Origin of the sequence: Chryseobacterium sp. P1-3 (genome assembly GCF_000738495.1) — a bacterium.
Lineage (GTDB): Bacteria > Bacteroidota > Bacteroidia > Flavobacteriales > Weeksellaceae > Chryseobacterium > Chryseobacterium gallinarum.
Map to the genome: position 1 here is coordinate 270,493 of NZ_JPEQ01000004.1, position 20,131 is coordinate 290,623.

Consider the following 20,131-nt stretch of genomic DNA (forward strand, 5'->3'; position numbering starts at 1 on the left):
AATATATAAAAGTATGGTGTTTACATTTTTTTGCCGGCAAATTTATTCAGCTTCATGCTAAGTGAAAACATAATATACCGTCTCAGGATGAGATCTTCACGGTCTTCAAAATAGGAGTCTGTAATTGTTCTTCTTACACTCTGGTTTTGATTCAGTACATCATAAATTTTCACCTTTGCAGTAAATTGTTTTTTGAAGAAAGAATAGCCCAGACTGGTATTCCAGAAATAAAAATCCTTTTTGAAACCGGGAGCAATATTGGAGCTGGTATTGTATTCAAAATCATTACCTAATACAAACCTGCTTTGGAACAGGTAATTGGTTAATTCAAGCTTTAACGACTGGTTTGCCGTATTGATCTTGTCAATACTATAGTTGGTATAATTGGAAAAGCTGTATCCAAGGCGGTACGACGGTTTAATGGTCATTTTATCCCTGATTTCATAAATAAGATTTAATCCGGGGTTAAGATTATAGGAGTTGCTTGTGAATGACTGTCCGTTGATAAAACCATTATTGTAAGCATACGTCATATTGAATCTCGGGCTAATGGTCAGTTTATTTTGTTTCCATTTAAAAGTTTTGCTGAAACCACCACCGGCATTGAAATTTTTTATTTCCACTTACATTGTCATAGGTAACAATCTGCTTTCCGGCGTCGTCATATTTGGTATAGTTGATAATATCATTATTTCGATAAGTAAAACCAATATTGATATAATAATTGATATTTTTGATTTTATTGAAATTGTTGAAATACAAATACATACTGTTGGTCCACGTATTTTTCAAATCCGGATTTCCAGTATAGGTGATCAACGGATTAGATTCATCCTTATAAGGTGTTAATTGTTCCGCGCCGGGGATTGTAAAATTGGAATAATTATACAGGCTTATATTTTTACCTTCTGCCAGCTGATAGTAAATATTGATGTTATATCCGGGTAAGGCAAAATTTTTCTGAAGATTATATTGCTGTCCGTTGAAAATGGAATTTACTTTCATATCTGTAATATCCAGATTCATGGAAGCCCAGAAATTAAATTTTGTTTTGCTGACCTGGAAGGTAAGTTCAGGAGTAACCTGATTTATCCTTTGTTTCATGTTATTCGAAAGCAGCTGGTTATACTTTGAGTATTGGCCCGTTGCATCATCAAAATCATTAACATCTCTCAAATCATGGGATGATCGCGTTCCGTACTTTAATTGAAGACTTATGGTCGCTGAATCAGAAACAGGCTCTGTGTAATCTGCACTGAAATTGAAATTATTATTCTGGCTTTTATTTTTCGTCAACTGGTCCCGGTTATCCATCGTATTTCCTGAATTCTGATAAAATGTATTCTGGGATTGATTTAAATTATTCCTTTGAGACTCAGCAATAGAACTGTTGATATTGGCAGAAACAACACGGCCTTTCTTCCTGAATCTTCGGGTAAAATAAATAGAAGGAGTAAATGAATTGTTTTCCGACTGATTATTTGAGTAGGAACTGCTCTCGTTTACAAGAATGTTGTCTCTTAATGTAGAAGACTGTGAAATATTACTGTTAAAACTGCTTGATTTGGTAAATCTCGGGGAAACATAAATATTGGTTAAAGAATCCAGCTTAACCCTTGCTGAAGTATCAAAATTATATTGTTTGGATTCACTTTTTCCATTATTTTCAGATCTGGTCTGAAGAGAATATTCAGGAAGAAGGGTCGTTCTTGAGACCTTTGATTGTGTTTCCGAATCGGAATCGGAAAACATCAGGCTGAAGGAATCAAGATCGGCATCTTTCCCTAATTTATCACTGTAGTTCAAACCTACGGTAGTAGAGGTTTGTATTCCTTTTGTACCTCCCTGACCCCCGCCGGAAGATGAGCCTCCCTGCATCATCCATGAATTCCTGCCGCTTCCCATACTGTCAAAAACTTCATCCCGGGAAAAACCCTGTGAGTTGATATTATTGGAAGAAGCCAGAAGGCTTATTTTGGTATCTCCCTTGAAATAGCTGACCAGTCCGCTGGCTTCATAACGTTTATCTGAACCATAGCCAACAGTAAGTCTTGAAAGCAATCCCTTGTTTTTCTTTTCATCAATATTGAAATTAATGGTGGTTTTTTGAGATTTTGGAGTTTTTCCGCTAAGTTCTTCTTCCTTTGTTTTGGTTGTTGTAAACTGAATATTTTTGATAATATCTGCAGGAAGATTTTGTAAAGCAATTTTCCCGTCTTTGTCAAAGAATGGTTTGCCGTTGATCATAATCTGGTCCACATCTTTTCCATTGACGGTTATTTTCCCGTCATTGTTGATTTCCACACCCGGGATCTGTTTCAGAAGCTCTTCAATTTTGCTGTCAGGACGTACCTTAATGGACGAGGCATTAAATTCTATGGTGTCTTTCTTTATTTTTACCGGTGATACGGTGATTTTTACTTCATCAATAGTAGTCACCCTGTTTTTTTTATCCAGTTCAATATCTCCTAAAGACAATTGCTGGCTGATCTTTTCAAATTTTTTAGAGTAGGAAGATAATTTTTCAGCATCAATTTTAAGAATGGAAGGTTCCTTTACTTCATCAATTTTTAGCGAAAATTTGCCTTCTTTATTGGTTGCAGTATAGTTGATAATAGATGAATCTTTCTCCTTCAGCAGATATACCGTAGCATTTTCTACTGGCTTTTTTTCAAAGTCAGAAACTTTTCCGTCGATATATAATTTTTGAGCATGTATGATCAGGACATTGAAAAGCAATACCAGGAGTGCTAAGAATTTCTTCATTGAATCTTTTTTCAAAAGGCTAAAAATATAAAAAACATCCCCAAATAGGGATGTTTCTATAAAAATATTTTAAAAAAAAATGCTTTTTTATTGAATTATGCTCTCAAATATCTTGAATAAGCGTACCCTTCCTGACCGTCAGCAGTTTTTACTTTCCACCAGTCATCAGATGTCTGTTCAATTAAGGTTACAGAAGACCCTTTTGCTGCTTTACCTACAACGGCAGCTTCAGTGGAAGGCTCTTGTCTGATATTCAGGTTAGACTCATCAGTAGCTACTGTTAAAGAAGCTCCTGAAGCAAGACCTGCTACCTGTACATCAATGTTGATATCTGAAGCAGAATACGTAGAATCGATAGCTCCTAAAGCATTCCATACAGCATCTTTAGCCGCAGTATTGGAAGCATTTCCGGAAACGTAAAGAATTCCGTCCTGCTCCTGAACCTGAAGATTTGAAATTCCTGCAGATTGTGCTGCAGAAACCACACTTGAATATTTATCTTGTAATTCGCTCATTTTAAATTATTTTACAATTAGGTTATTGTTATACTTCCCGATTTTCAAAGCATCTACAGATTCTTTGATTTTTCTGGCCTGCTGACCTGAAACATTTCCTGTAAGCGTAAGCTGTCCGTTTACTACTTCTACTTTTACAGAAGGGAAATCTTTTACAGCATCCTGAACTTTTTTTCTGAACTGCAGGATCTACAGCAGAAGTAGTCTCAACTGGGGCAGGAGCTGCAGCAATAGTCGACATATCCATTACATCTTTTACTCCGTTGATCGCTTTTAATTTAGCAATCATCGCATCCTTAGACTGTTGATCTGCGAAAGTTCCGCTTAAGTGTGCTACACCTTCTTTTACTTCAACAGAAGCATTGGGATTAGAAGTTACTACAGTTGTAGCCTGAGTCTGAAGATCGGCATCAGAAACTTTCTTTTTACAAGAAACTGCCCCGAAAGATACAGCTACAGCTAATGCAGCCATTGCGATAGTTTTTTTCATATTGTATATTTATTAATGTTGTTATACAATCAAATGTAATAATAAAATTTGTACCAAAGGAATAAAAATTCAATAAATGTTTCTTAATTTTTTTACAATATTTTCTAAACCAGGGATTTAATTTTTATGTTTCAGAAACTTAATATACTATTCATCTGATTTGAAGGAAAATCTCCTGCCAATTGAAAAACCATTATATTTGCGCAAATTGAACTATATATATGAAAGGACAAAATAAACTTTTTATAGCAATTATCATTGCTCTTATCCTGGGAGTAGGAATCGGAGGGATTGTACACGTGAAATATCCGGAAAGTGCCGAACCCTTCTCCAAGAATATAAAATTGCTGGGAACTGTTTTCATCAGATTGGTACAGATGATTATTGCCCCTTTGGTTTTTACTACTTTGGTGGTGGGAATTGCCAAAATGAGTGATATCAAAATGATCGGAAGAGTGGGTACAAAAGCGATGCTTTGGTTTATTTCAGCTTCTTTGATTTCCCTTTTTATCGGGTTGATCCTTGTGAACTGGCTGGAACCGGGGCATGTTACCAAATTACCGATTCAGGATGTTGCCTCAGCTGATGAATTGCTTAAAAGCAGTAAAAGTTTTTCCCTGGAAGACTTTGTAAAGCATATGATTCCAAAAAGTTTATTTGAAGCCTTTGCAACCAATGAGGTACTGCAAATTGTCGTATTTGCCATTATGTTCGGTGTAGCATTAGCCAATTTAGGAGAAGAATATGCCCAGCCTGTGGTAAAACTTTTTGATATTATCGCCCATGCTATTCTTAAAATGGTGGGATACATCATGTGGTTTGCCCCATTTGGGGTATTGGGAGCTATTGCAGCCGTGGTGGCGACCAATGGTTTTGAAATCTTTAAAGTCTATGCCATTTATTTAAGAGATTTTTTCTTTGCCATAGGAGTACTCTGGGTGGTTCTTTTAATAGTAGGATATTTTATTTTAGGAAACCGTCTTTTTGATCTGTTAAAGAGAATCAAAGAGCCTTTATTGATCGCTTTCTCTACCACCAGCTCAGAAGCCGTATTCCCGAAATTGGTGGAAGAGCTAGAAAAATTCGGATGTAACAGCAGGGTAGTATCATTTATTCTGCCTTTGGGATATTCCTTTAACCTGGATGGAAGTATGATGTATATGACGTTTGCTTCGATCTTTATAGCTCAGATCTATGGAATTGAAATGACCCTTGGGCAGCAGATCACCATGCTTCTGGTGTTAATGCTTACCTCAAAAGGAATTGCAGGAGTTCCGAGAGCATCACTGGTAATCATTGTAGCCACATGTTCCATGTTCGGAATTCCACCGGAAGGAATTGCCCTGATTTTACCGATTGACCATTTCTGCGATATGGGAAGAAGTATGACCAACGTGTTGGGAAATACATTGGCAACTTCTGCCGTTTCCAAATGGGAAGGACAGTTAACCGAACCTTTAGATAAAGTTTAAAATTTATGAGTTTAACAGACTTATCATCATACAAAAGCCATATTGAAAAATATGGCTTTTCAGTTATTAATGCAGTGTTTTCTGAGGAAGAAGTTGCTCAGATTATCCATGTTCTGGATAACATCGATACTTCAAAAGAAAATTTCAGGAAGTCTGAAGATCTATTTGCAATCAGACAGTTTTTAAAAGAAGTTCCGGAAATTAAAAACCTCATCTTCAATGATAATATTAAAACAATCATTACAGAGATCTTTGGTGACCGGTATTTTGTAGTAAAAAGTATCTATTTTGATAAGCCGGAAACCTCTAACTGGTATGTTGCCTATCATCAGGATCTGACGATTTCTGTAGATAAAAAATTTGAATTATCCGGTTTTGGCCCCTGGACTACGAAGCAGAATCAATTTGCTGTACAACCGCCATTAGATATTTTAGAAAACATCTATACGATCAGAATCCATCTGGATGAGACAGATGAAAATAACGGAGCTTTAAAAGTGGTTCCCGAATCTCATGCTAAAGGAATTTACAGACCCGAAACAATAGACTGGACGGTAGAGACTGAAGAAATCTGTAAAGTAGAAAAAGGAGGGGTAATGCTTATGAAACCTCTTACATTACATGGTTCAAACAGAACAACCAATGGAAAGAAAAGAAGAGTGATCCATATCGAATTTTCAGATAAAGAACTTCCGGAAGTCCTGCAATGGGCAGAAAGAATGATTTAAGAAATTTTATTGTACTAATATTCTTTGTTCGCAAAGGCGTTTTACTCAGCTATGATAGTATTTTTGCTGAGCGAAGTTCCTTTGCGAATTTTTTTTATAATCAATGATTTACTTTTTATCTGACAGAAATTTCATCCACAAAAATAAAGGTTTCACCACCGGTTTTCTGATGCCATCCCGGATGTTTTCCGAAATAATAAGCCTTTACTTTAAGATACCTTGCTTCGGTAGGAAGAATTTCAGTGGTAAAATCCTTGGTCTGTACTTTTTCATCTTTAGGATCAAGATTATTGTCGATTTTATCTAATAGAAAGAAATCTTTTCCGTTCATAGAAGCATAATATTCCACTTTTTTAGGCATCAGGATCAAGGCTTTGCTATCCTGAAGATAAGTAGACGTAATTTGAGTGATTTGCAAAGGGGACTGAAAGTCAATTACCGCTTCAAAATTCTGCCCCAGATATCCCTGCCATTCTCCTTTTTTCCAATCTAAATCACCTCTTATTCCGTCGATTAATGCAAATTTTCCGGTAGCTGCATATTGAGGAGTAACTTTTGAAAGGGTAGTGATCTCCCAATAATTGGGTCTTCTGTTGAAATTAGCTGTTGCTATTGAGCTTTTTTTTCTTTTCCTTTCTGTATAAGCTTGAATCTGTGTCGTTCTGCTAATGATGAAAGGCTTCTTGTAGGCTGTAAATTTCTTTTTTTTTATTGACATCACCTGCATCCAAAGTCATATAATAGATTTTGTCACCTGGGTTCTGTGAAGTGATCTCAACTTTGGTAGAAAAATCAAAAATTCTGTCTGCTTTAATGATTGGGGAAGCAACGGCCTCCTGAGAAGTAGGTGTCAGAATTTCGGTTCCTTTCAAAGAATCCGCAGGTTGAGAATGATGTTGAGCATTCAGAATCTGGATAAGCAGTAAAGACAATGCAAGCAGTCCTTTTTTCATGTTTTATATTATAATGGATGAGTAAATCAAGTACAGTACCAAATAGGAAATGAAAGGGTGTGAAATTGAAATGGTGAGGCTGGAAGCCGGAAGAAGGAAGCTGGAAGTACTGTTGGGTTATGGAGAAATGGTAGTGAGTAGATTGTATTTAACTGATAAGTTTAAATATAGTTTTTCTTTATTGGACTGGAAGCCGGGAGAGGGAGGCTGGAAGTAGTGTTGGGTTATGCATAGCTTACAGTCTGTGGATTGTAATTAATTGCAAGGTTGGTAAAATCTGGTTAAAAAAATATTATTTGCCTGTCGGCTTCAATAACTCCCATCTTCCAGCCTCCATTTTCCTTGCTCTTCTTGTAATAAAAACCATTTACCACTTGTCTTATATAAAACTATGATTATCAAACTACATGAAGAAGATTTTACTTTCAGCAGTTATTCTGTTACCGGCAGCACTTTTTTTCTCAAACGATCACAGGGAAAATTACTCAAACCGGGAAGGCTGTTTCCTATGTTGAAGTGATCGCTGTAAAGGATCAGAAAAAGCAGACTGCCATTTCTGATGAACAAGGAAATTACTCAATGAAGCTTTCCGAGAACGGGAATTATAATATTAAACTGATACAGGACGGAACTGAAGTTTCTGTTATGGACATTGCTATACAAGGTGACGTGAAACAGGATTTTTTTTATTGAAGAGAAAAAGGAAAAGCAAATTGAAGGAGTAACCCTCACGGCCAGAAAAAAAACTGATTGAAAGAAAGGCAGACAGGCTGGTTTTTAATGTTTCCAATTCTGTAGCTTCTCAGGGAATGGATGGTGCAGATGCGCTTGCTACAACACCATTAGTGAAAGTAGATGAAAATGCCGGAGTTTCTATTGCAGGAAAAAGTGGAGTATCAGTGATGATCAATGACAGGGTATTAAACCTTTCCTCAACAGAACTTGTTACTTATCTCAAGAGTTTAAGATCCGAAAATATTGAAAAAATTGAAGTGATTACTGCTCCACCTTCAAAATACGAGGCTCAGGGAAACAGCGGCCTTATTAATATTATTCTGAAGAAAAATCAAAATTTGGGTTGGAACGGAAGTCTTACTACCAGTTTTCAGCAGCAGACCTATTCCGGGTTTTCTAATAGTGCTACCATCAATTATCAGAATGAAAAACTGCGTTCTTCTTTGAAATTAAGACAAAGTAAATATGAAAAGCATTCTTTTGAAAATTATAGGATGACAGGAATAGAGGGACTTAAAAGTCATGATGACAGAAGGGATTTTGGAGACGGCCTTGGAGCGAATCTGAGCGTTGACTATCAGTTAGGAAAGAAATCCAATGCAGGTTTTATCTATGATTATGGATTCGGACATTCCAATATGGATATTGAAAATACTTCGGATTATTTTCAGCATGATCAGTATACCAATACTTTGTTTACTGATGCAGAACACAGAGGAAAATCAATCCAGCAGACCATCAGTGCTTATTATGACATTACATTTGGAAAACAGGATAATAAATTAAGTATTACAGGAAATTATTTTTCAAATCTTCCCAAGACCACTATTGATTTTGCAACTATAGAAAATTCCGGAGATGAATTTATTGTACGATCACCATCGGTCGTAGATTATAAAATTTATTCAGGACAGGCAGATCTTACCTTTCCTTATGAGTTTGCAAAGACTGAAGCGGGGGTAAAGTTTACTAATTTTGATAATAATTCCAGTATTTTTTATCAGAATCTTGAAAATGGAAACTATGTGACCGATGCTTTGAAGAGTAATGAGTTTAAGTACAATGAAAAAAATTATGCTGCTTATTTCAGTCTCGAAAAATCATTTAATGAAAAATGGTCAGCAAAAGCAGGACTTCGCTATGAATATTCTACAGTCAACGGAAATTCCCTGACTTCCGGACAGCAATCGGAAAGTTCCTACGGGAAATTTTTCCCAATCGCTTATGTGATGTACAAAAGTGATGAAAGCAATACTTTCAGCCTCAATTATTCCAAAAGGATCAACAGGCCCGGATTTCGTGCAATCAATCCTTATCGCTGGTATATTAATGTAAACTCTTATTTTACAGGGAATCCTTTTTTGCAGCCTTCTATCAACCATAATTTTGAATTTTCCCATGTGTATAAAGGGAAATTATCCACTACATTGTATTTCCAGAGAACATTGGATGGTTTTGGGCAGCTGGCTAGTTTATCCGGAGAAAGCAGAACAAGTACTTTTTTTAATTATTACAATCAAAACAGTATAGGTGCAACCATAAATTATTCAGACACCTTTTTTAAACGTTGGGAAGCTAATTACTCTGCAGATTTATCTTATATGGATATGAGAGTTTTTACTACTGATGCTTCTTCTAAAAAAGGATATGGATATGATTTTGACATTCAGAATAATATCTCACTTAATGAAAAGAAAACGGTTCAGCTTATTGCCAATTACTGGTTCCGCCTACCTTCTAATTCAGGAAATATTCGTTGGGATTTTGTAGGAAATTTTACAGCAGGAGTAAAGATGAGTCTGATGGATAAAAATCTCCAGGTTAATGTCATTGTGTCGGATATCTTTAAGCAATCAAGAAGTAAAGGGGAAATATTTTATACTACCGGCTCTCACTATTTTAATAATTATTACGATGCGAGAAGGCTTACTGTATCTGCAACTTATTCATTCGGGAATAAAAAGGTAAAAGGAACGAATCGCAATGTCAATTTTGATGAAAAGAACAGAGCGAATTAATATGAAAAGATGGAAATCATGATTAATTGTAAACGCTTAATAAGAGTAATCAGAGGAAGGTAATTTATGATAATTATGTTTATTAAATTTGACGCAAAGATCTTACAGTATAACTGTAATATTTTGAGGAAGCAAAGAGTGGAATCAATTTCATTGATTCTTTCCAAGCGAGCGCATGACGACATAGCTTCATCAGCGACAAAGTCGTTGTCTCAGCTCCCTTACAAATAATACATAATCTAAATAAAAAGCTTTGCGTTTAAAAAATATAATGCAAATTATGTAACATTTTTATAGTCATCTGGTTAATTGAAAGGTTGAACATAACTTCCGACTTCCTTACTTCTACACTTCACCCTCAAACAAGTCATTAAGATATTCCACCTTATGATTCTCCTGCCTTGTAGTTCCCAGGTATTTTTTCCATGCCTGAGATTCATGGTAAACAATGCCCATTTCCCAAACGCAGTACGTAGGGAGGTGGGTTTTATTTCTGTCCCAGATCTCGAATTTTCCGGTTCCGTCATAATAAACACTTTCCCATAATTCATTTTCACTTCGCCAGGTACAGATTAACAGAAGGTAGTTTTCACCACATCTATGCATAATGACGAATCCAAGATCTTCAATATTCTGAAAGTTTTCATTGGCGTTTTCAATACACATTTTAGCATTTTGAATGTCTTGTGAAGAAACTTCAGCAGGATCTTGAGCCAGATCATACCATTTGAATCTGGTCTTCCCTACAGTGAATATTTCTTTTGGCAATGCATATTTAGATGGGTAAGCAGTAGTTTTCATAGATTTTGTTTTGGTGATGGGCGATTCCTCATGATGAAAAAACAGGATAAACAAAATTTTTTAATGATCTGATTTATCACCTGAGGTTATAGATTTTATTGATTCTAAATTATTAAAAAAATCCGTAAATTTGTGAACAATTTATATTTAGTATGTTGACGAAAGAAAAGGTTCAGGATTTCCTTAAAGAAATAGAAGTAGACGACTTGGTGAATAATCTTCAGATCATGGGCAATGATGTATATATTGACATGACAGCTCATTCGCCTGCTATGCACGAAAAGAAAAAGCTGGAGGCAGCAATGAAACAGGCTTTTGCCAGTGAGTTTGGAGAAAATGTTCATTTAAAACTTAAAATCGTTTCTCCGGAACCTAGCGAAATTCAGCAAAGTCAGATTAAAGGGAAACAAATTCCCGGTATTCAGAATATTATTGCCATAGCTTCCGGAAAAGGAGGGGTAGGTAAATCTACGGTTTCTGCAAATATGGCAGTGACATTGGCTAAAATGGGTTTTAAAGTAGGATTATTGGATGCCGATATTTATGGACCATCTGTTCCTACCATGTTCGATACAGAAGGAGAAAAACCAATTTCTGTAGAAGTGAATGGGAAAAATTTAATGAAGCCTATCGAAAATTATGGTGTGAAAATGCTTTCAATAGGATATTTTTCCGGGGCCAATCAGGCGGTAGTCTGGAGAGGTCCTATGGCTTCAAAAGCTTTGAACCAGATGATCAGAGATGCAGCCTGGGGAGAATTGGATTTCTTATTAATAGACCTTCCTCCGGGAACGGGAGATATTCATTTGTCTATTATTCAGGAAGTTCCTGTAACAGGAGCGGTGATTGTAAGTACCCCTCAGCATGTTGCCCTGGCAGATGTAAGAAAAGGTATCGCGATGTTCCAGATGGAAAGCATTAATATTCCGGTGCTTGGATTAATAGAAAATATGGCGTATTTTACTCCGGAAGAACTCCCTGAAAATAAATATTATATCTTCGGGAATCAGGGCGCACAATATCTGGCGGAAGATTTAGGAATTCCGGTACTGGGAGAGATTCCTTTGATCCAGAGTATCAGGGAAGCAGGAGATGTAGGAAGACCGGCAGCATTGCAGGAAGGTTCCAAGATTGAAGAAATCTATACTGAAACGGCCAGAAGAATGGTGGAGAGCTTAGTTGAAAGAAATAAAAACCTGCCTCCTACTGAAGCTGTGAAAATTACGACGATGGCAGGATGCTCGCCAAAGGCAAAATAATAAAGATTTTCAATTAATTTTGAAAAAAACCGAATTGAACTGAAAAAATATGGAAACAAATATAACGCACGAAGATACAGTAACAAGAGTAATGGAAGCTCTGGAAAGCATCAGGCCGTTTTTGAATAAAGATGGAGGTGATATAGAGCTTATTGACGTGAAAGATAATCAGGTTTTTGTAAAACTTTTGGGTAACTGTTCCGGATGTTCACTGAATTTTTCAACCCTGAAGTTGGGGGTTGAAAATACCATCAAGCAACATGCCCCGGAAATTGAAAGAGTCATCAATGTAGAGTAAAAATTATATCTGATATATTTTAAAACAGGTGTTCATTTATGGATACCTGTTTTTTTATTGGTAGATTCGTGCAGAAAAGAATCTCCTGTGGTTTCCCGTCTGATAAGGAATAAAGGAGGTCCTATCTGTAGAGTAGGACCATGTTTGTCGTTGCTGAAATACTGTCCGGTACCGTTTACAAAATCTAGGCAGATGACAGACCTTTTTAGCCGGTAGCTGTTAATCATTTTTTATTTCAACGAGATGAATACAAAAATGAACTTATGTTTGACAACTATTTTAATGGAATTAAGAAATGTTTAAAAAACAGGTTCTTTTTAAGAAAAAAAATAAAATACGATACAGATAAAAAAAGTTTGAGTTTATTATTGAGCATGTTTACCTGAAAAATTTAAAATCTTCCCGGACTTATTCCCTTCCAGAGGATGTTTCTGCATATAGAAAAATCCTGAAACGGCAGTCAGAAGCAAGAGTACAAAAATAACCAGAACAATTCTTTTTACCATATCTCTCATATCGCTAAATTTTTAATGTCTCTAATTTCTAAAGTAGATGTAGGATATCCTTTTTGTGTGGCATTGATCATAGCTCTACCTACTTCGTGTAAAGTTAATAATTTTGACGGTAAAAAAATAGGAAAAAGATAAATAAAAGGTTTGAAAAACCATTTTATATTCAATTGACCGTCAACAGGTTTCATAAATCCGGGTCGGAAATTGTAGACTCCCTTAAAATTCATCTTTTTTAAGGCATTCTCTGTTCTGCCTTTAACCCTGGCCCACATCATTTTTCCACTTTCCGTACTGTCTGTGCCTGCCCCGGAAATATAATTGAAAACCATTCCGGGATTTTGGTTCAGCATAGCTTTTGCTACATGCAGGGTCATATCATAGGTAATTTTTGTATAGTCTTCTTCGTTCATGCCTATACTGCTGATTCCGGCACAGAAAAAGCAGGCATCATACCCTTTTAGCTTTTCATCATTGATATTGATAGATGCAAAGTCAGGAACAAGGTATTCCTTAAGTTTGGGATGGTTCTTGCCGGAAGGTCTTCTGCTTATACTTAAAATTTCAGAGACATCGGGATTCTCAAGGCATTCCATTAAAACACCTTCTCCCACCATTCCCGTGGCCCCTGTAATCATTATTTTGATTGAGTTCATAGTTGTATTTTGATACTCGTATGACGACCGGCGAAGAGTTTTTACTTTAAATTATTGTAATTTTTTTGATAAAAGATAAAAGATAAAAGATAAAAGATAAAAGATAAAAGATAAAAGATCTTGTTACTAAAACTCAAATACTGACCCTATCTTCCTGATGGGTTAATGGGGGAGTAAGCGCAATCTGTTCGCAGAATAAAACCCGGACAAAGATTTGCCCGGGCTTGAATTATTAAAGTTATTTTTTATGCTGTAACTGGCTGTAGATATTCTGAATCAAGCCGTCGGCTACAGAAATTTTAGGAACAAAGATCCTGTTGATGTCAGACCAGGACATGATATTATTGAAGATGCTCAGAGCATGCACCAATACATCAGCTCTATCCTCCCTGAGGCTGTATTTGGTCATTCTTTCTTCTACTGAAAGCTCATTGAATTCTTTGTAAACTTTTTTAAGATGAGAAAGAGTCATTGGTTTTCCGTCTTTGGTTTTGCTCATAGAGAATACCTTATTGATATTTCCTCCGGAACCAATAGCTACAATCGGCTTTTTACTGACAATATTCTTTTTGACCTCATCTTTCATTTCTTGCCAGTTATCCGTTGTAACCAGGTTATTCAGTAAACGGATGGTTCCTATATTGAATGATTTTTCATACACCATTTTGCCGTTCTCATAGAAAGTAAGTTCGGTAGATCCGCCTCCCACATCAATGTAAAGGTATGCAAATTCCTTGTCAAGTCCTTCTGCTACATGGTTTTCATAGATCAAAGTAGCCTCTTCATCCCCGGAAATGATTTCTATATTGATCCCCGAAGTCTCCTGAACCTGTTTAATGATGTCATTTCCATTGATGGCATCCCGCATGGCACTTGTGGCACAGGCTCTGTAATGGTCTACCTTGTAGATTTTCATCAGATCACTGAATATTTTCATGGAATCGATCACCATTTTTTCTCTTTCGCTTCCTATTTTCCCAATGGTGAAAACATCCATTCCCAGCCTCAGGGGGATTCTCAGAAGGTTTAGTTTAATGAATTCCGGTTTTTTGTTATTTATTTTTACTTCATTAATAAGAAGCCGGGCTGCGTTACTTCCTATGTCTATCGCTGCTATCTTCATTTCGGTGGGTTTTGGCTTTTAAATATATATAGGTTTCTATTTGGGATCGACACTCTTTTTTATCATTTCTTATGTATTCATTACTCAGCTTTTTGTCTAAAATTCTTGCCTTTACATTATCTCTGAGCTGAATATCAAGAATGTCTTTCAGTTCTTTTTTAAGGTTTTTATCGGTAATTTTTGCGGCAGCTTCAATTCTGTAATCAAGGTTCCTGGTCATCCAGTCAGCGGAAGATATATACATGTCTTCAGATCCTTTATTATAGAAATACATAACTCTGGCGTGTTCCAGGTATTCATCCACAATACTTATAGCTTTGATTTTTTCTTTAAAATCCTTTTGATTAACAGCACAATAAATTCCTCTTACAATCAGTTTGATGACCACTCCTGCTTTGGCAGCGTCATACAATTTTTCAATCAATGACCTGTCGCTTAAAGAATTTACTTTGACAATAATTTCCGCTTTTCTTCCGGCTTTGGCTTCTTCAATTTCTTTATCGATGTGATGAACAATTTTTTCACGCATAAATTGAGGACATACCCATAAATTTTTGCATGTTTTCAACACCGGAAGATAATCGTCTTTTGGTTTTTTCAGGACATTGAATACCTTATTGATGTCTGCCATAATGCCACGGTCAGAAGTCAGTAGCAAATGATCCCCGTATATTCTTGCTGTCTTTTCGTTGAAATTTCCGGTGCTTACAAATCCATATTGAATGGTCTTGCTGTGGGCCCTCTTTTTAATAACACAAAGCTTGGCATGTACTTTTTTGTTGGGAAGGCCTACCAATACCGTAATTCCTTCAGGTTCCAGCATTTCTTTCCACTCGAGGTTGGATTCTTCATCAAATCTTGCCTGAAGTTCCAGCATGACAGTAACTTCTTTACCATTTCTTGCGGCATAAATCAATGCATTAATGATTTTAGAATTACTTGCCAGGCGGTACGCTGTTATTTGTATGGATTTTACATCCGGATCCATGGCAGCTTCCCGGAGAAGATCAATTACAGGATTGTATTTGTGATAGGGGAAGGTCAGCAGTACATCCTCCTTTAAAATAACGTCAGTCACTCTTTCCCCATGTTCAAATGCCTGGTGTGTGAAAGAAGTTCTTTCTACAGGCCTTTCATAAGCTTCGAAAACCTCCGGGAAATCCATAAAATGCTTGAAATTATGAATTTTCCCTCCCGGAATAATGCTGTCTTTTTTTAGTCAGGTTCAGCTTTCTGATAAGAAGCTCCAGAAGAGCTTTATCCATATCTTTATCAAATACAAAGCGGGTCGGTTTTCCTTTTCTCCGGTTTTTAAGGCCTTTTTCTATTTTTTCGGCAAAAATTGGTACGGATATCATTGTCCAGATCCAGCTCTGCATCTTTGGTTACCTTGAAAGCGTTAGCTGCAAAATCATCATATCCGAAGTAAGAGAAAATATGTGGCAGATTAAAAGTGATGACATCTTCCAGCAGCATTACATTTTTCTCCTCCGGATCTTCAGTAGGAAGTAATACAAACCTCCCTACAAAGCGGGAAGGAATTTCAATAATGGCATAATTACTGGAATACTGCCAGTCTTTTTTTCTCATGGCCACACCCAGATAAAGACTTTTATCCCTTAAATAAGGCATTGGCGTATTTTCATGAAGCAGAATAGGAATAACATTGGATTCCACTACTTCATCAAAATATTTTCTGACAAAGTCTTTTTGCTTCGCTGATAAATTCCTGGAATTTTTAATGAATACTTTATGGTCAGCCATCTCAGCCTGGATTTTTTTCCAGGTTTTATCGAAATTCAGCTGTTGTTTCATCACAATTTCATTGATGCGCTGCAAGATTTTGGAAGGCGGCTGATAAAATGACTCAGCGATTACTTTTTCTTTAAAATCCATAGCACGCTTTAATCCGGCAACACGTACCCTGAAAAACTCATCCAGATTATTGGAAAAAATTCCGAGAAAGCGTATTCTTAAATGTAAAGGGACTTTTTCATCCATGGCTTCCTGTAAAACCCTTTCATTAAAGGCCAGCCATGTAATATCTCGTGGATTAAAGTGTAATGACATTCTTAAATGTATATATTTTATCAAAATTAATAATTCAGAAAGTTTCTATCCCTATTTATAAGATTAAACTTTGATTAATTTTAAAAGACCGTGGATATTTCTATGGTTGTAATATGGCTGTTTTTGGAATGTGATTGAAAATCAGGGCTTTTTTTGTATTTTTAATAGATAAAACTTATACCATGATAAAAAACAGTTTCTTACTACTATGTTGTGTCATTTTTGTCCAGGCCTGTGCCCAGACGAGAAAACTGGAAGATGGCAGAAAAGTATTGACCAAAAAATATAAAAATAGTAAAAGGTTCGATCGGTCAATATATAACGATATTCATACAGATTATTTTTATCAGAAAATAGACTATTATATGGCTGATAAAAATTACAGTAAAATAAGAGATATCGGAAAGGATGTAGACCGGAGAATTCAATTTTATGATAACGGACGCATGAGATTTTTAAGTTTTAAAATGGATGAACCGGATCCGGAAAAAACGGGGATGCGCGGCGTCATTTATCTTAAAAATGGAAAACTGAAAATTGATACCCAGGAAGCTGATCAGGGCGGTCGTGTTTTTAAAGGAACCTATAGCGCTAAGGTAGAAGGTGACAAATTGTATATCCTTCACGATAATTTTTTAATTCCTCCATCAGAATATGTCTGCTATGTCTACCAGAAATCGGAAAAAATCCCTGAAAATTGGAAACAATATAAGGCAGACTGGTAAGCTTCCCGGTAAGATGTTTATTAAAATGATCTGAATCTAAAAAAAATAAAATGAAAAAAATTATTCTAGTATATACATTATTATTATCATTTTCAGGATACGGACAATATGTAGAGGTTATAGAAAAAGGTAAAAAAGAAAATCTTAGCCCGAAAGACTTTATGATTCCGCTCAAGGAAACGGAAGAATATCAGTCAGCTTTTGTAGGACGATATAGAGCCTATTATCCGGATACGTATATCGGACATTTGTTTACGGCCATTGCAGAAGAGGCAGAAAGGAAAGGGGCCAATGCCTATCATATTGTCAGCTATAAAGAAGGAGGCCAGCAGAATGATTCTGAACTTGTATTGGATACTTATTCTATTGAAGAAACTGAAATAGATAAAGTGAGCGGATCTCTTGAAAAAAATGTGATTTATATTTTTGGGGATCCTTCTACAAAAGAGAACAGTGCTTCAAATTTTAAAATAAACGGAGAAAAGAGAGAAGTGAAAAATAATGCGCTTGTAAAAGTGGTATTGAAAGAAAATGAAGAAGTAAAAATAACCAAAGGAGGCATTACGGGAATGTCTATATGGGTAAAATGGAAACCTGAACAGTTTAATAAATTTTATAGTTTTTCAGGCTTAGGCGTGGATGGAGCAGGATTTGGCAGCAATGGAGCGTCCATAGTATTCAATACGGGCAGAATATTTCCGGTAGACAGGGATTTAGGATATTTCCTGATACAGGTTTTAAAGGAAAGCAAATAAAGCATACGGGATCTGTAAACAAACTGACACATCCGGTCTTCAAAAAAAGAAGTTTTTTCCTGATTATAATTCCAAAAACCTCGCTATACAGGGGTTTTTATTTTTGTACTGTCATTTTGTCACAAATCTTTGAATGGTATAGATATTGAGAAATTGAGAGTGTAAAATAAATTAAAAATAGAAAAAATATAAAATATTATGAGTAAAATAATTGGAATTGACTTAGGAACAACCAACTCTTGTGTTGCTGTGATGGAGGGAAAAGACCCTGTTGTTATCCCTAACGCAGAAGGTAAAAGAACAACTCCTTCTATTGTAGCTTTCACAGAAGATGGTGAGAGAAAAGTAGGTGATCCTGCAAAAAGACAGGCTGTAACGAATCCAAAGAAAACTGTATACTCAATCAAAAGATTTATCGGTACTCATTTTAAAGATGATGGAAGTGAGATTGCAAGAGTACCTTACGAAGTTGTAAAAGGTCCTAATGATACTGTAAAAGTAAAAATCGACGATAGAGAATATACACCACAGGAAATTTCTGCAATGATTCTTCAGAAAATGAAGAAAACAGCTGAAGATTATCTTGGACAGGAGGTAACAAGAGCGGTAATTACTGTTCCTGCCTACTTCAATGATGCACAAAGACAAGCTACTAAAGAGGCTGGAGAAATTGCAGGACTTAAAGTAGAAAGAATTATCAATGAGCCTACTGCTGCAGCATTGGCATATGGTCTTGATAAAAACCATAAAGATCAAAAAAATTGCAGTGTATGACCTTGGGGGTGGTACTTTTGATATTTCCATCCTTGATCTGGGTGATGGTGTATTCGAAGTATTGTCTACAAACGGTGATACCCACTTAGGAGGTGATGATTTTGATGATGTGATCATTAACTGGATGGCAGATGAATTCAAAGCTGAAGAAGGAGTAGACTTAAAAGCAGATGCTATTGCTCTTCAAAGATTGAAAGAAGCAGCTGAAAAAGCAAAAATCGAATTATCTTCTTCTCCTCAGACAGAAATCAACTTACCTTATATTACGGCTACAGCTACAGGTCCTAAACACTTAGTAAAGACCTTAACCAAAGCTAAATTCGAGCAACTTTCTGCTGATCTTGTAAGAAGATCCATGGAGCCTTGTAAAAAAGCTCTTCAGGATGCAGGCTTATCAACTTCTGATATTGATGAGGTAATTCTGGTAGGTGGTTCTACAAGAATCCCGATCATCCAGGAAGAAGTAGAAAAATTCTTCGGTAAAAAGCCTTCTAAAGGAGTTAATCCTGATGAGGTAGTAGCAGTAGGAGCTGCAATTCAGGGAGGTGTATTAACAGGAGATGTGAAAGATGTATTACTTCTTGACGTTACCCCACTTTCTTTAGGTATTGAAACTATGGGTTCTGTATTCACTAAATTAATTGAAGCGAACACTACAATCCCAACTAAGAAATCTGAAGTATTCTCTACTGCTTCAGACAACCAGCCGGCTGTAAGCATCAGGGTAGGACAAGGAGAAAGACCAATGTTCAACGACAACAAAGAAATCGGTAGATTCGATCTTACAGATATTCCACCGGCACCAAGGGGAGTTCCTCAGATTGAAGTAACCTTCGATATTGATGCTAACGGTATCCTGAGCGTATCGGCTAAAGATAAAGGAACCGGTAAAGAGCAGTCTATCAAAATCCAGGCTTCTTCAGGTCTTTCTGACGAAGAAATCGAAAGAATGAAAAAAGAAGCTCAGGAAAACTCTGCAGCAGATGCCAAAAGAAAAGAAGAAGTTGAAATCTTCAATAAAGCAGACGGATTGATCTTCCAGACTGAAAAACAATTGAAAGAATTCGGTGATAAACTTTCTGCAGATAAAAAAGCAGCAATTGAAGCAGCTCACGGAGAATTGAAAACCGCTTTCGAAGCTAAGAATGCTGATGATGTAAAAGCTAAAACAGAAGCTTTAGATGCAGCATGGATGGCAGCTTCAGAAGAATTGTATGCAGCAGGCCAGCAAGCTGAAGGAGCAGGAGCACAGAACCCTGGAGGTAACAATGCAGGAGGTGCCGATGATGTACAGGATGCAGACTTCGAAGAAGTAAAGTAATTATTGACTAACAACAGTTAATAAAATATATAAGAAATCGCCTTAGATAGCTATCTAAGGCGATTTTGTTTTTGATATCCTGACCTTATGTTTTTATTGGTGTCGTCTGCCAGGTTCATAGAAGGCTTTTTATAATTGCTCAGGCATTTTTTTTAATTATAAG

The 20,131-nt window shown here is 36.3% G+C and carries 19 protein-coding genes and 3 pseudogenes; 10 read left to right on the plus strand and 12 right to left on the minus strand.

Annotated elements, in window-relative coordinates; genetic code table 11:
- Positions 1–20: 20 nt before the first annotated feature.
- The 4 genes and pseudogenes from HX13_RS23355 to HX13_RS04040 all read right to left on the minus strand — a co-directional run bounded on the left by HX13_RS23355 (position 21) and on the right by HX13_RS04040 (position 3,771).
- On the minus strand, positions 21–623 hold the full coding sequence (locus HX13_RS23355) for an outer membrane beta-barrel protein (protein ID WP_238555018.1): 603 nt from the start codon (positions 621–623) through the stop codon (positions 21–23).
- A complete protein-coding gene (locus tag HX13_RS04030) occupies positions 574–2,766 on the minus strand; it encodes a TonB-dependent receptor (protein WP_238555019.1) in 2,193 nt (730 codons plus the stop codon). Before HX13_RS04030 ends, HX13_RS23355 begins: the two co-directional genes overlap by 50 nt.
- Before the next feature lie 95 nt (positions 2,767–2,861).
- Positions 2,862–3,281: an SH3 domain-containing protein gene (locus tag HX13_RS04035; RefSeq protein WP_050019998.1), complete on the minus strand. Its 420-nt coding sequence runs from the start codon at positions 3,279–3,281 to the stop codon at positions 2,862–2,864.
- Positions 3,282–3,287: 6 nt separating this feature from the next.
- A pseudogene (locus tag HX13_RS04040) lies at positions 3,288–3,771 on the minus strand (BON domain-containing protein).
- Positions 3,772–3,992: 221 nt separating this feature from the next.
- On the opposite strand from HX13_RS04040, the gene HX13_RS04045 reads away from it, so the two are divergent.
- Together HX13_RS04045 and HX13_RS04050 are read left to right on the plus strand one after the other, a co-directional pair.
- Positions 3,993–5,243 (plus strand): dicarboxylate/amino acid:cation symporter, encoded by a 1,251-nt coding sequence (locus tag HX13_RS04045; RefSeq protein ID WP_050019999.1) that lies wholly within the window; start codon positions 3,993–3,995, stop codon positions 5,241–5,243.
- Between the two features lie 5 nt (positions 5,244–5,248).
- Complete coding sequence (locus HX13_RS04050; RefSeq protein WP_050020000.1) at positions 5,249–5,971, plus strand: phytanoyl-CoA dioxygenase family protein; 723 nt, start codon at positions 5,249–5,251, stop codon at positions 5,969–5,971.
- Between the two features lie 115 nt (positions 5,972–6,086).
- On the opposite strand, the gene HX13_RS04055 is transcribed toward HX13_RS04050, so the two are convergent.
- Together HX13_RS04055 and HX13_RS22740 are read right to left on the minus strand one after the other, a co-directional pair.
- Positions 6,087–6,689: a discoidin domain-containing protein gene (locus HX13_RS04055; protein WP_050020001.1), complete on the minus strand. Its 603-nt coding sequence runs from the start codon at positions 6,687–6,689 to the stop codon at positions 6,087–6,089.
- Positions 6,637–6,924 (minus strand): hypothetical protein, encoded by a 288-nt coding sequence (locus HX13_RS22740; RefSeq protein WP_050020002.1) that lies wholly within the window; start codon positions 6,922–6,924, stop codon positions 6,637–6,639. Before HX13_RS22740 ends, HX13_RS04055 begins: the two co-directional genes overlap by 53 nt.
- Positions 6,925–6,973: 49 nt before the next feature.
- Between HX13_RS22740 and HX13_RS22400 the strand changes: the two genes are divergently transcribed.
- The 3 genes from HX13_RS22400 to HX13_RS04065 all read left to right on the plus strand — a co-directional run bounded on the left by HX13_RS22400 (position 6,974) and on the right by HX13_RS04065 (position 9,677).
- Entirely contained in the window at positions 6,974–7,141 is a 168-nt protein-coding gene (locus tag HX13_RS22400) for a hypothetical protein (RefSeq protein WP_156173211.1), read from the plus strand.
- 299 nt (positions 7,142–7,440) lie between these two features.
- Positions 7,441–7,617, plus strand: coding sequence for a hypothetical protein (locus HX13_RS21855; RefSeq protein WP_157837405.1), 177 nt, complete (start codon positions 7,441–7,443; stop codon positions 7,615–7,617).
- Positions 7,618–7,733: 116 nt separating this feature from the next.
- Positions 7,734–9,677: an outer membrane beta-barrel family protein gene (locus tag HX13_RS04065; protein WP_050020003.1), complete on the plus strand. Its 1,944-nt coding sequence runs from the start codon at positions 7,734–7,736 to the stop codon at positions 9,675–9,677.
- Positions 9,678–10,022: 345 nt separating this feature from the next.
- On the opposite strand, the gene HX13_RS04070 is transcribed toward HX13_RS04065, so the two are convergent.
- The gene (locus HX13_RS04070; protein WP_050020452.1) at positions 10,023–10,478 is read right to left on the minus strand and encodes a hypothetical protein; all 456 of its coding nucleotides are present in this window, start codon (positions 10,476–10,478) and stop codon (positions 10,023–10,025) included.
- A gap of 152 nt (positions 10,479–10,630) precedes the next feature.
- Between HX13_RS04070 and HX13_RS04075 the strand changes: the two genes are divergently transcribed.
- Both HX13_RS04075 and HX13_RS04080 read left to right on the plus strand, forming a co-directional pair.
- Entirely contained in the window at positions 10,631–11,737 is a 1,107-nt protein-coding gene (locus tag HX13_RS04075; protein WP_050020004.1) for an Mrp/NBP35 family ATP-binding protein, read from the plus strand.
- 49 nt (positions 11,738–11,786) lie between these two features.
- Positions 11,787–12,035: a NifU family protein gene (locus HX13_RS04080; protein ID WP_050020005.1), complete on the plus strand. Its 249-nt coding sequence runs from the start codon at positions 11,787–11,789 to the stop codon at positions 12,033–12,035.
- A gap of 32 nt (positions 12,036–12,067) precedes the next feature.
- Here HX13_RS04080 and HX13_RS04085 read toward each other — a convergent pair whose 3' ends face one another.
- The 5 genes and pseudogenes from HX13_RS04085 to ppk1 all read right to left on the minus strand — a co-directional run bounded on the left by HX13_RS04085 (position 12,068) and on the right by ppk1 (position 16,393).
- Positions 12,068–12,262 carry a hypothetical protein gene (locus HX13_RS04085; RefSeq protein WP_050020006.1) on the minus strand — a complete coding sequence of 65 codons (195 nt, stop codon included), beginning with the start codon at positions 12,260–12,262 and terminating at the stop codon, positions 12,068–12,070.
- A gap of 138 nt (positions 12,263–12,400) precedes the next feature.
- Positions 12,401–12,550, minus strand: a complete 150-nt coding sequence (locus HX13_RS22405; RefSeq protein ID WP_156173207.1) for a hypothetical protein — start codon at positions 12,548–12,550, stop codon at positions 12,401–12,403.
- Positions 12,547–13,200: an NAD-dependent epimerase/dehydratase family protein gene (locus HX13_RS04090; protein WP_050020007.1), complete on the minus strand. Its 654-nt coding sequence runs from the start codon at positions 13,198–13,200 to the stop codon at positions 12,547–12,549. Before HX13_RS04090 ends, HX13_RS22405 begins: the two co-directional genes overlap by 4 nt.
- A gap of 238 nt (positions 13,201–13,438) precedes the next feature.
- Positions 13,439–14,323 (minus strand): exopolyphosphatase, encoded by an 885-nt coding sequence (locus tag HX13_RS04095; protein WP_050020008.1) that lies wholly within the window; start codon positions 14,321–14,323, stop codon positions 13,439–13,441.
- Positions 14,292–16,393: pseudogene (ppk1, locus tag HX13_RS04100) on the minus strand (polyphosphate kinase 1). The gene HX13_RS04095 and the pseudogene ppk1 overlap by 32 nt, the downstream one beginning before the upstream one ends.
- A gap of 182 nt (positions 16,394–16,575) precedes the next feature.
- On the opposite strand from ppk1, the gene HX13_RS04105 reads away from it, so the two are divergent.
- The 3 genes and pseudogenes from HX13_RS04105 to dnaK all read left to right on the plus strand — a co-directional run bounded on the left by HX13_RS04105 (position 16,576) and on the right by dnaK (position 19,968).
- On the plus strand, positions 16,576–17,118 hold the full coding sequence (locus tag HX13_RS04105) for a hypothetical protein (RefSeq protein ID WP_050020453.1): 543 nt from the start codon (positions 16,576–16,578) through the stop codon (positions 17,116–17,118).
- A gap of 50 nt (positions 17,119–17,168) precedes the next feature.
- Positions 17,169–17,873: a hypothetical protein gene (locus HX13_RS04110; RefSeq protein WP_050020009.1), complete on the plus strand. Its 705-nt coding sequence runs from the start codon at positions 17,169–17,171 to the stop codon at positions 17,871–17,873.
- 198 nt (positions 17,874–18,071) lie between these two features.
- Positions 18,072–19,968: pseudogene (gene dnaK, locus HX13_RS04115) on the plus strand (molecular chaperone DnaK).
- The last annotated feature ends 163 nt before the right edge of the window (positions 19,969–20,131 follow it).

Bases quoted from the DNA above. Each gene is read 5' to 3' on its own strand.
- HX13_RS04030 (WP_238555019.1), bottom strand. From the start codon at position 2,766: ATGAAGAAATTCTTAGCACTCCTGGTATTGCTTTTCAATGTCCTGATC.
- HX13_RS04035 (WP_050019998.1), bottom strand. From the start codon at position 3,281: ATGAGCGAATTACAAGATAAATATTCAAGTGTGGTTTCTGCAGCACAA.
- HX13_RS04045 (WP_050019999.1), top strand. From the start codon at position 3,993: ATGAAAGGACAAAATAAACTTTTTATAGCAATTATCATTGCTCTTATC.
- HX13_RS04050 (WP_050020000.1), top strand. From the start codon at position 5,249: ATGAGTTTAACAGACTTATCATCATACAAAAGCCATATTGAAAAATAT.
- HX13_RS04055 (WP_050020001.1), bottom strand. From the start codon at position 6,689: ATGTCAATAAAAAAAAAGAAATTTACAGCCTACAAGAAGCCTTTCATC.
- HX13_RS22740 (WP_050020002.1), bottom strand. From the start codon at position 6,924: ATGAAAAAAGGACTGCTTGCATTGTCTTTACTGCTTATCCAGATTCTG.
- HX13_RS22400 (WP_156173211.1), top strand. From the start codon at position 6,974: ATGAAAGGGTGTGAAATTGAAATGGTGAGGCTGGAAGCCGGAAGAAGG.
- HX13_RS04065 (WP_050020003.1), top strand. From the start codon at position 7,734: ATGGATGGTGCAGATGCGCTTGCTACAACACCATTAGTGAAAGTAGAT.
- HX13_RS04070 (WP_050020452.1), bottom strand. From the start codon at position 10,478: ATGAAAACTACTGCTTACCCATCTAAATATGCATTGCCAAAAGAAATA.
- HX13_RS04075 (WP_050020004.1), top strand. From the start codon at position 10,631: ATGTTGACGAAAGAAAAGGTTCAGGATTTCCTTAAAGAAATAGAAGTA.
- HX13_RS04080 (WP_050020005.1), top strand. From the start codon at position 11,787: ATGGAAACAAATATAACGCACGAAGATACAGTAACAAGAGTAATGGAA.
- HX13_RS04085 (WP_050020006.1), bottom strand. From the start codon at position 12,262: ATGATTAACAGCTACCGGCTAAAAAGGTCTGTCATCTGCCTAGATTTT.
- HX13_RS22405 (WP_156173207.1), bottom strand. From the start codon at position 12,550: ATGAGAGATATGGTAAAAAGAATTGTTCTGGTTATTTTTGTACTCTTG.
- HX13_RS04090 (WP_050020007.1), bottom strand. From the start codon at position 13,200: ATGAACTCAATCAAAATAATGATTACAGGGGCCACGGGAATGGTGGGA.
- HX13_RS04095 (WP_050020008.1), bottom strand. From the start codon at position 14,323: ATGAAGATAGCAGCGATAGACATAGGAAGTAACGCAGCCCGGCTTCTT.
- HX13_RS04105 (WP_050020453.1), top strand. From the start codon at position 16,576: ATGATAAAAAACAGTTTCTTACTACTATGTTGTGTCATTTTTGTCCAG.
- HX13_RS04110 (WP_050020009.1), top strand. From the start codon at position 17,169: ATGAAAAAAATTATTCTAGTATATACATTATTATTATCATTTTCAGGA.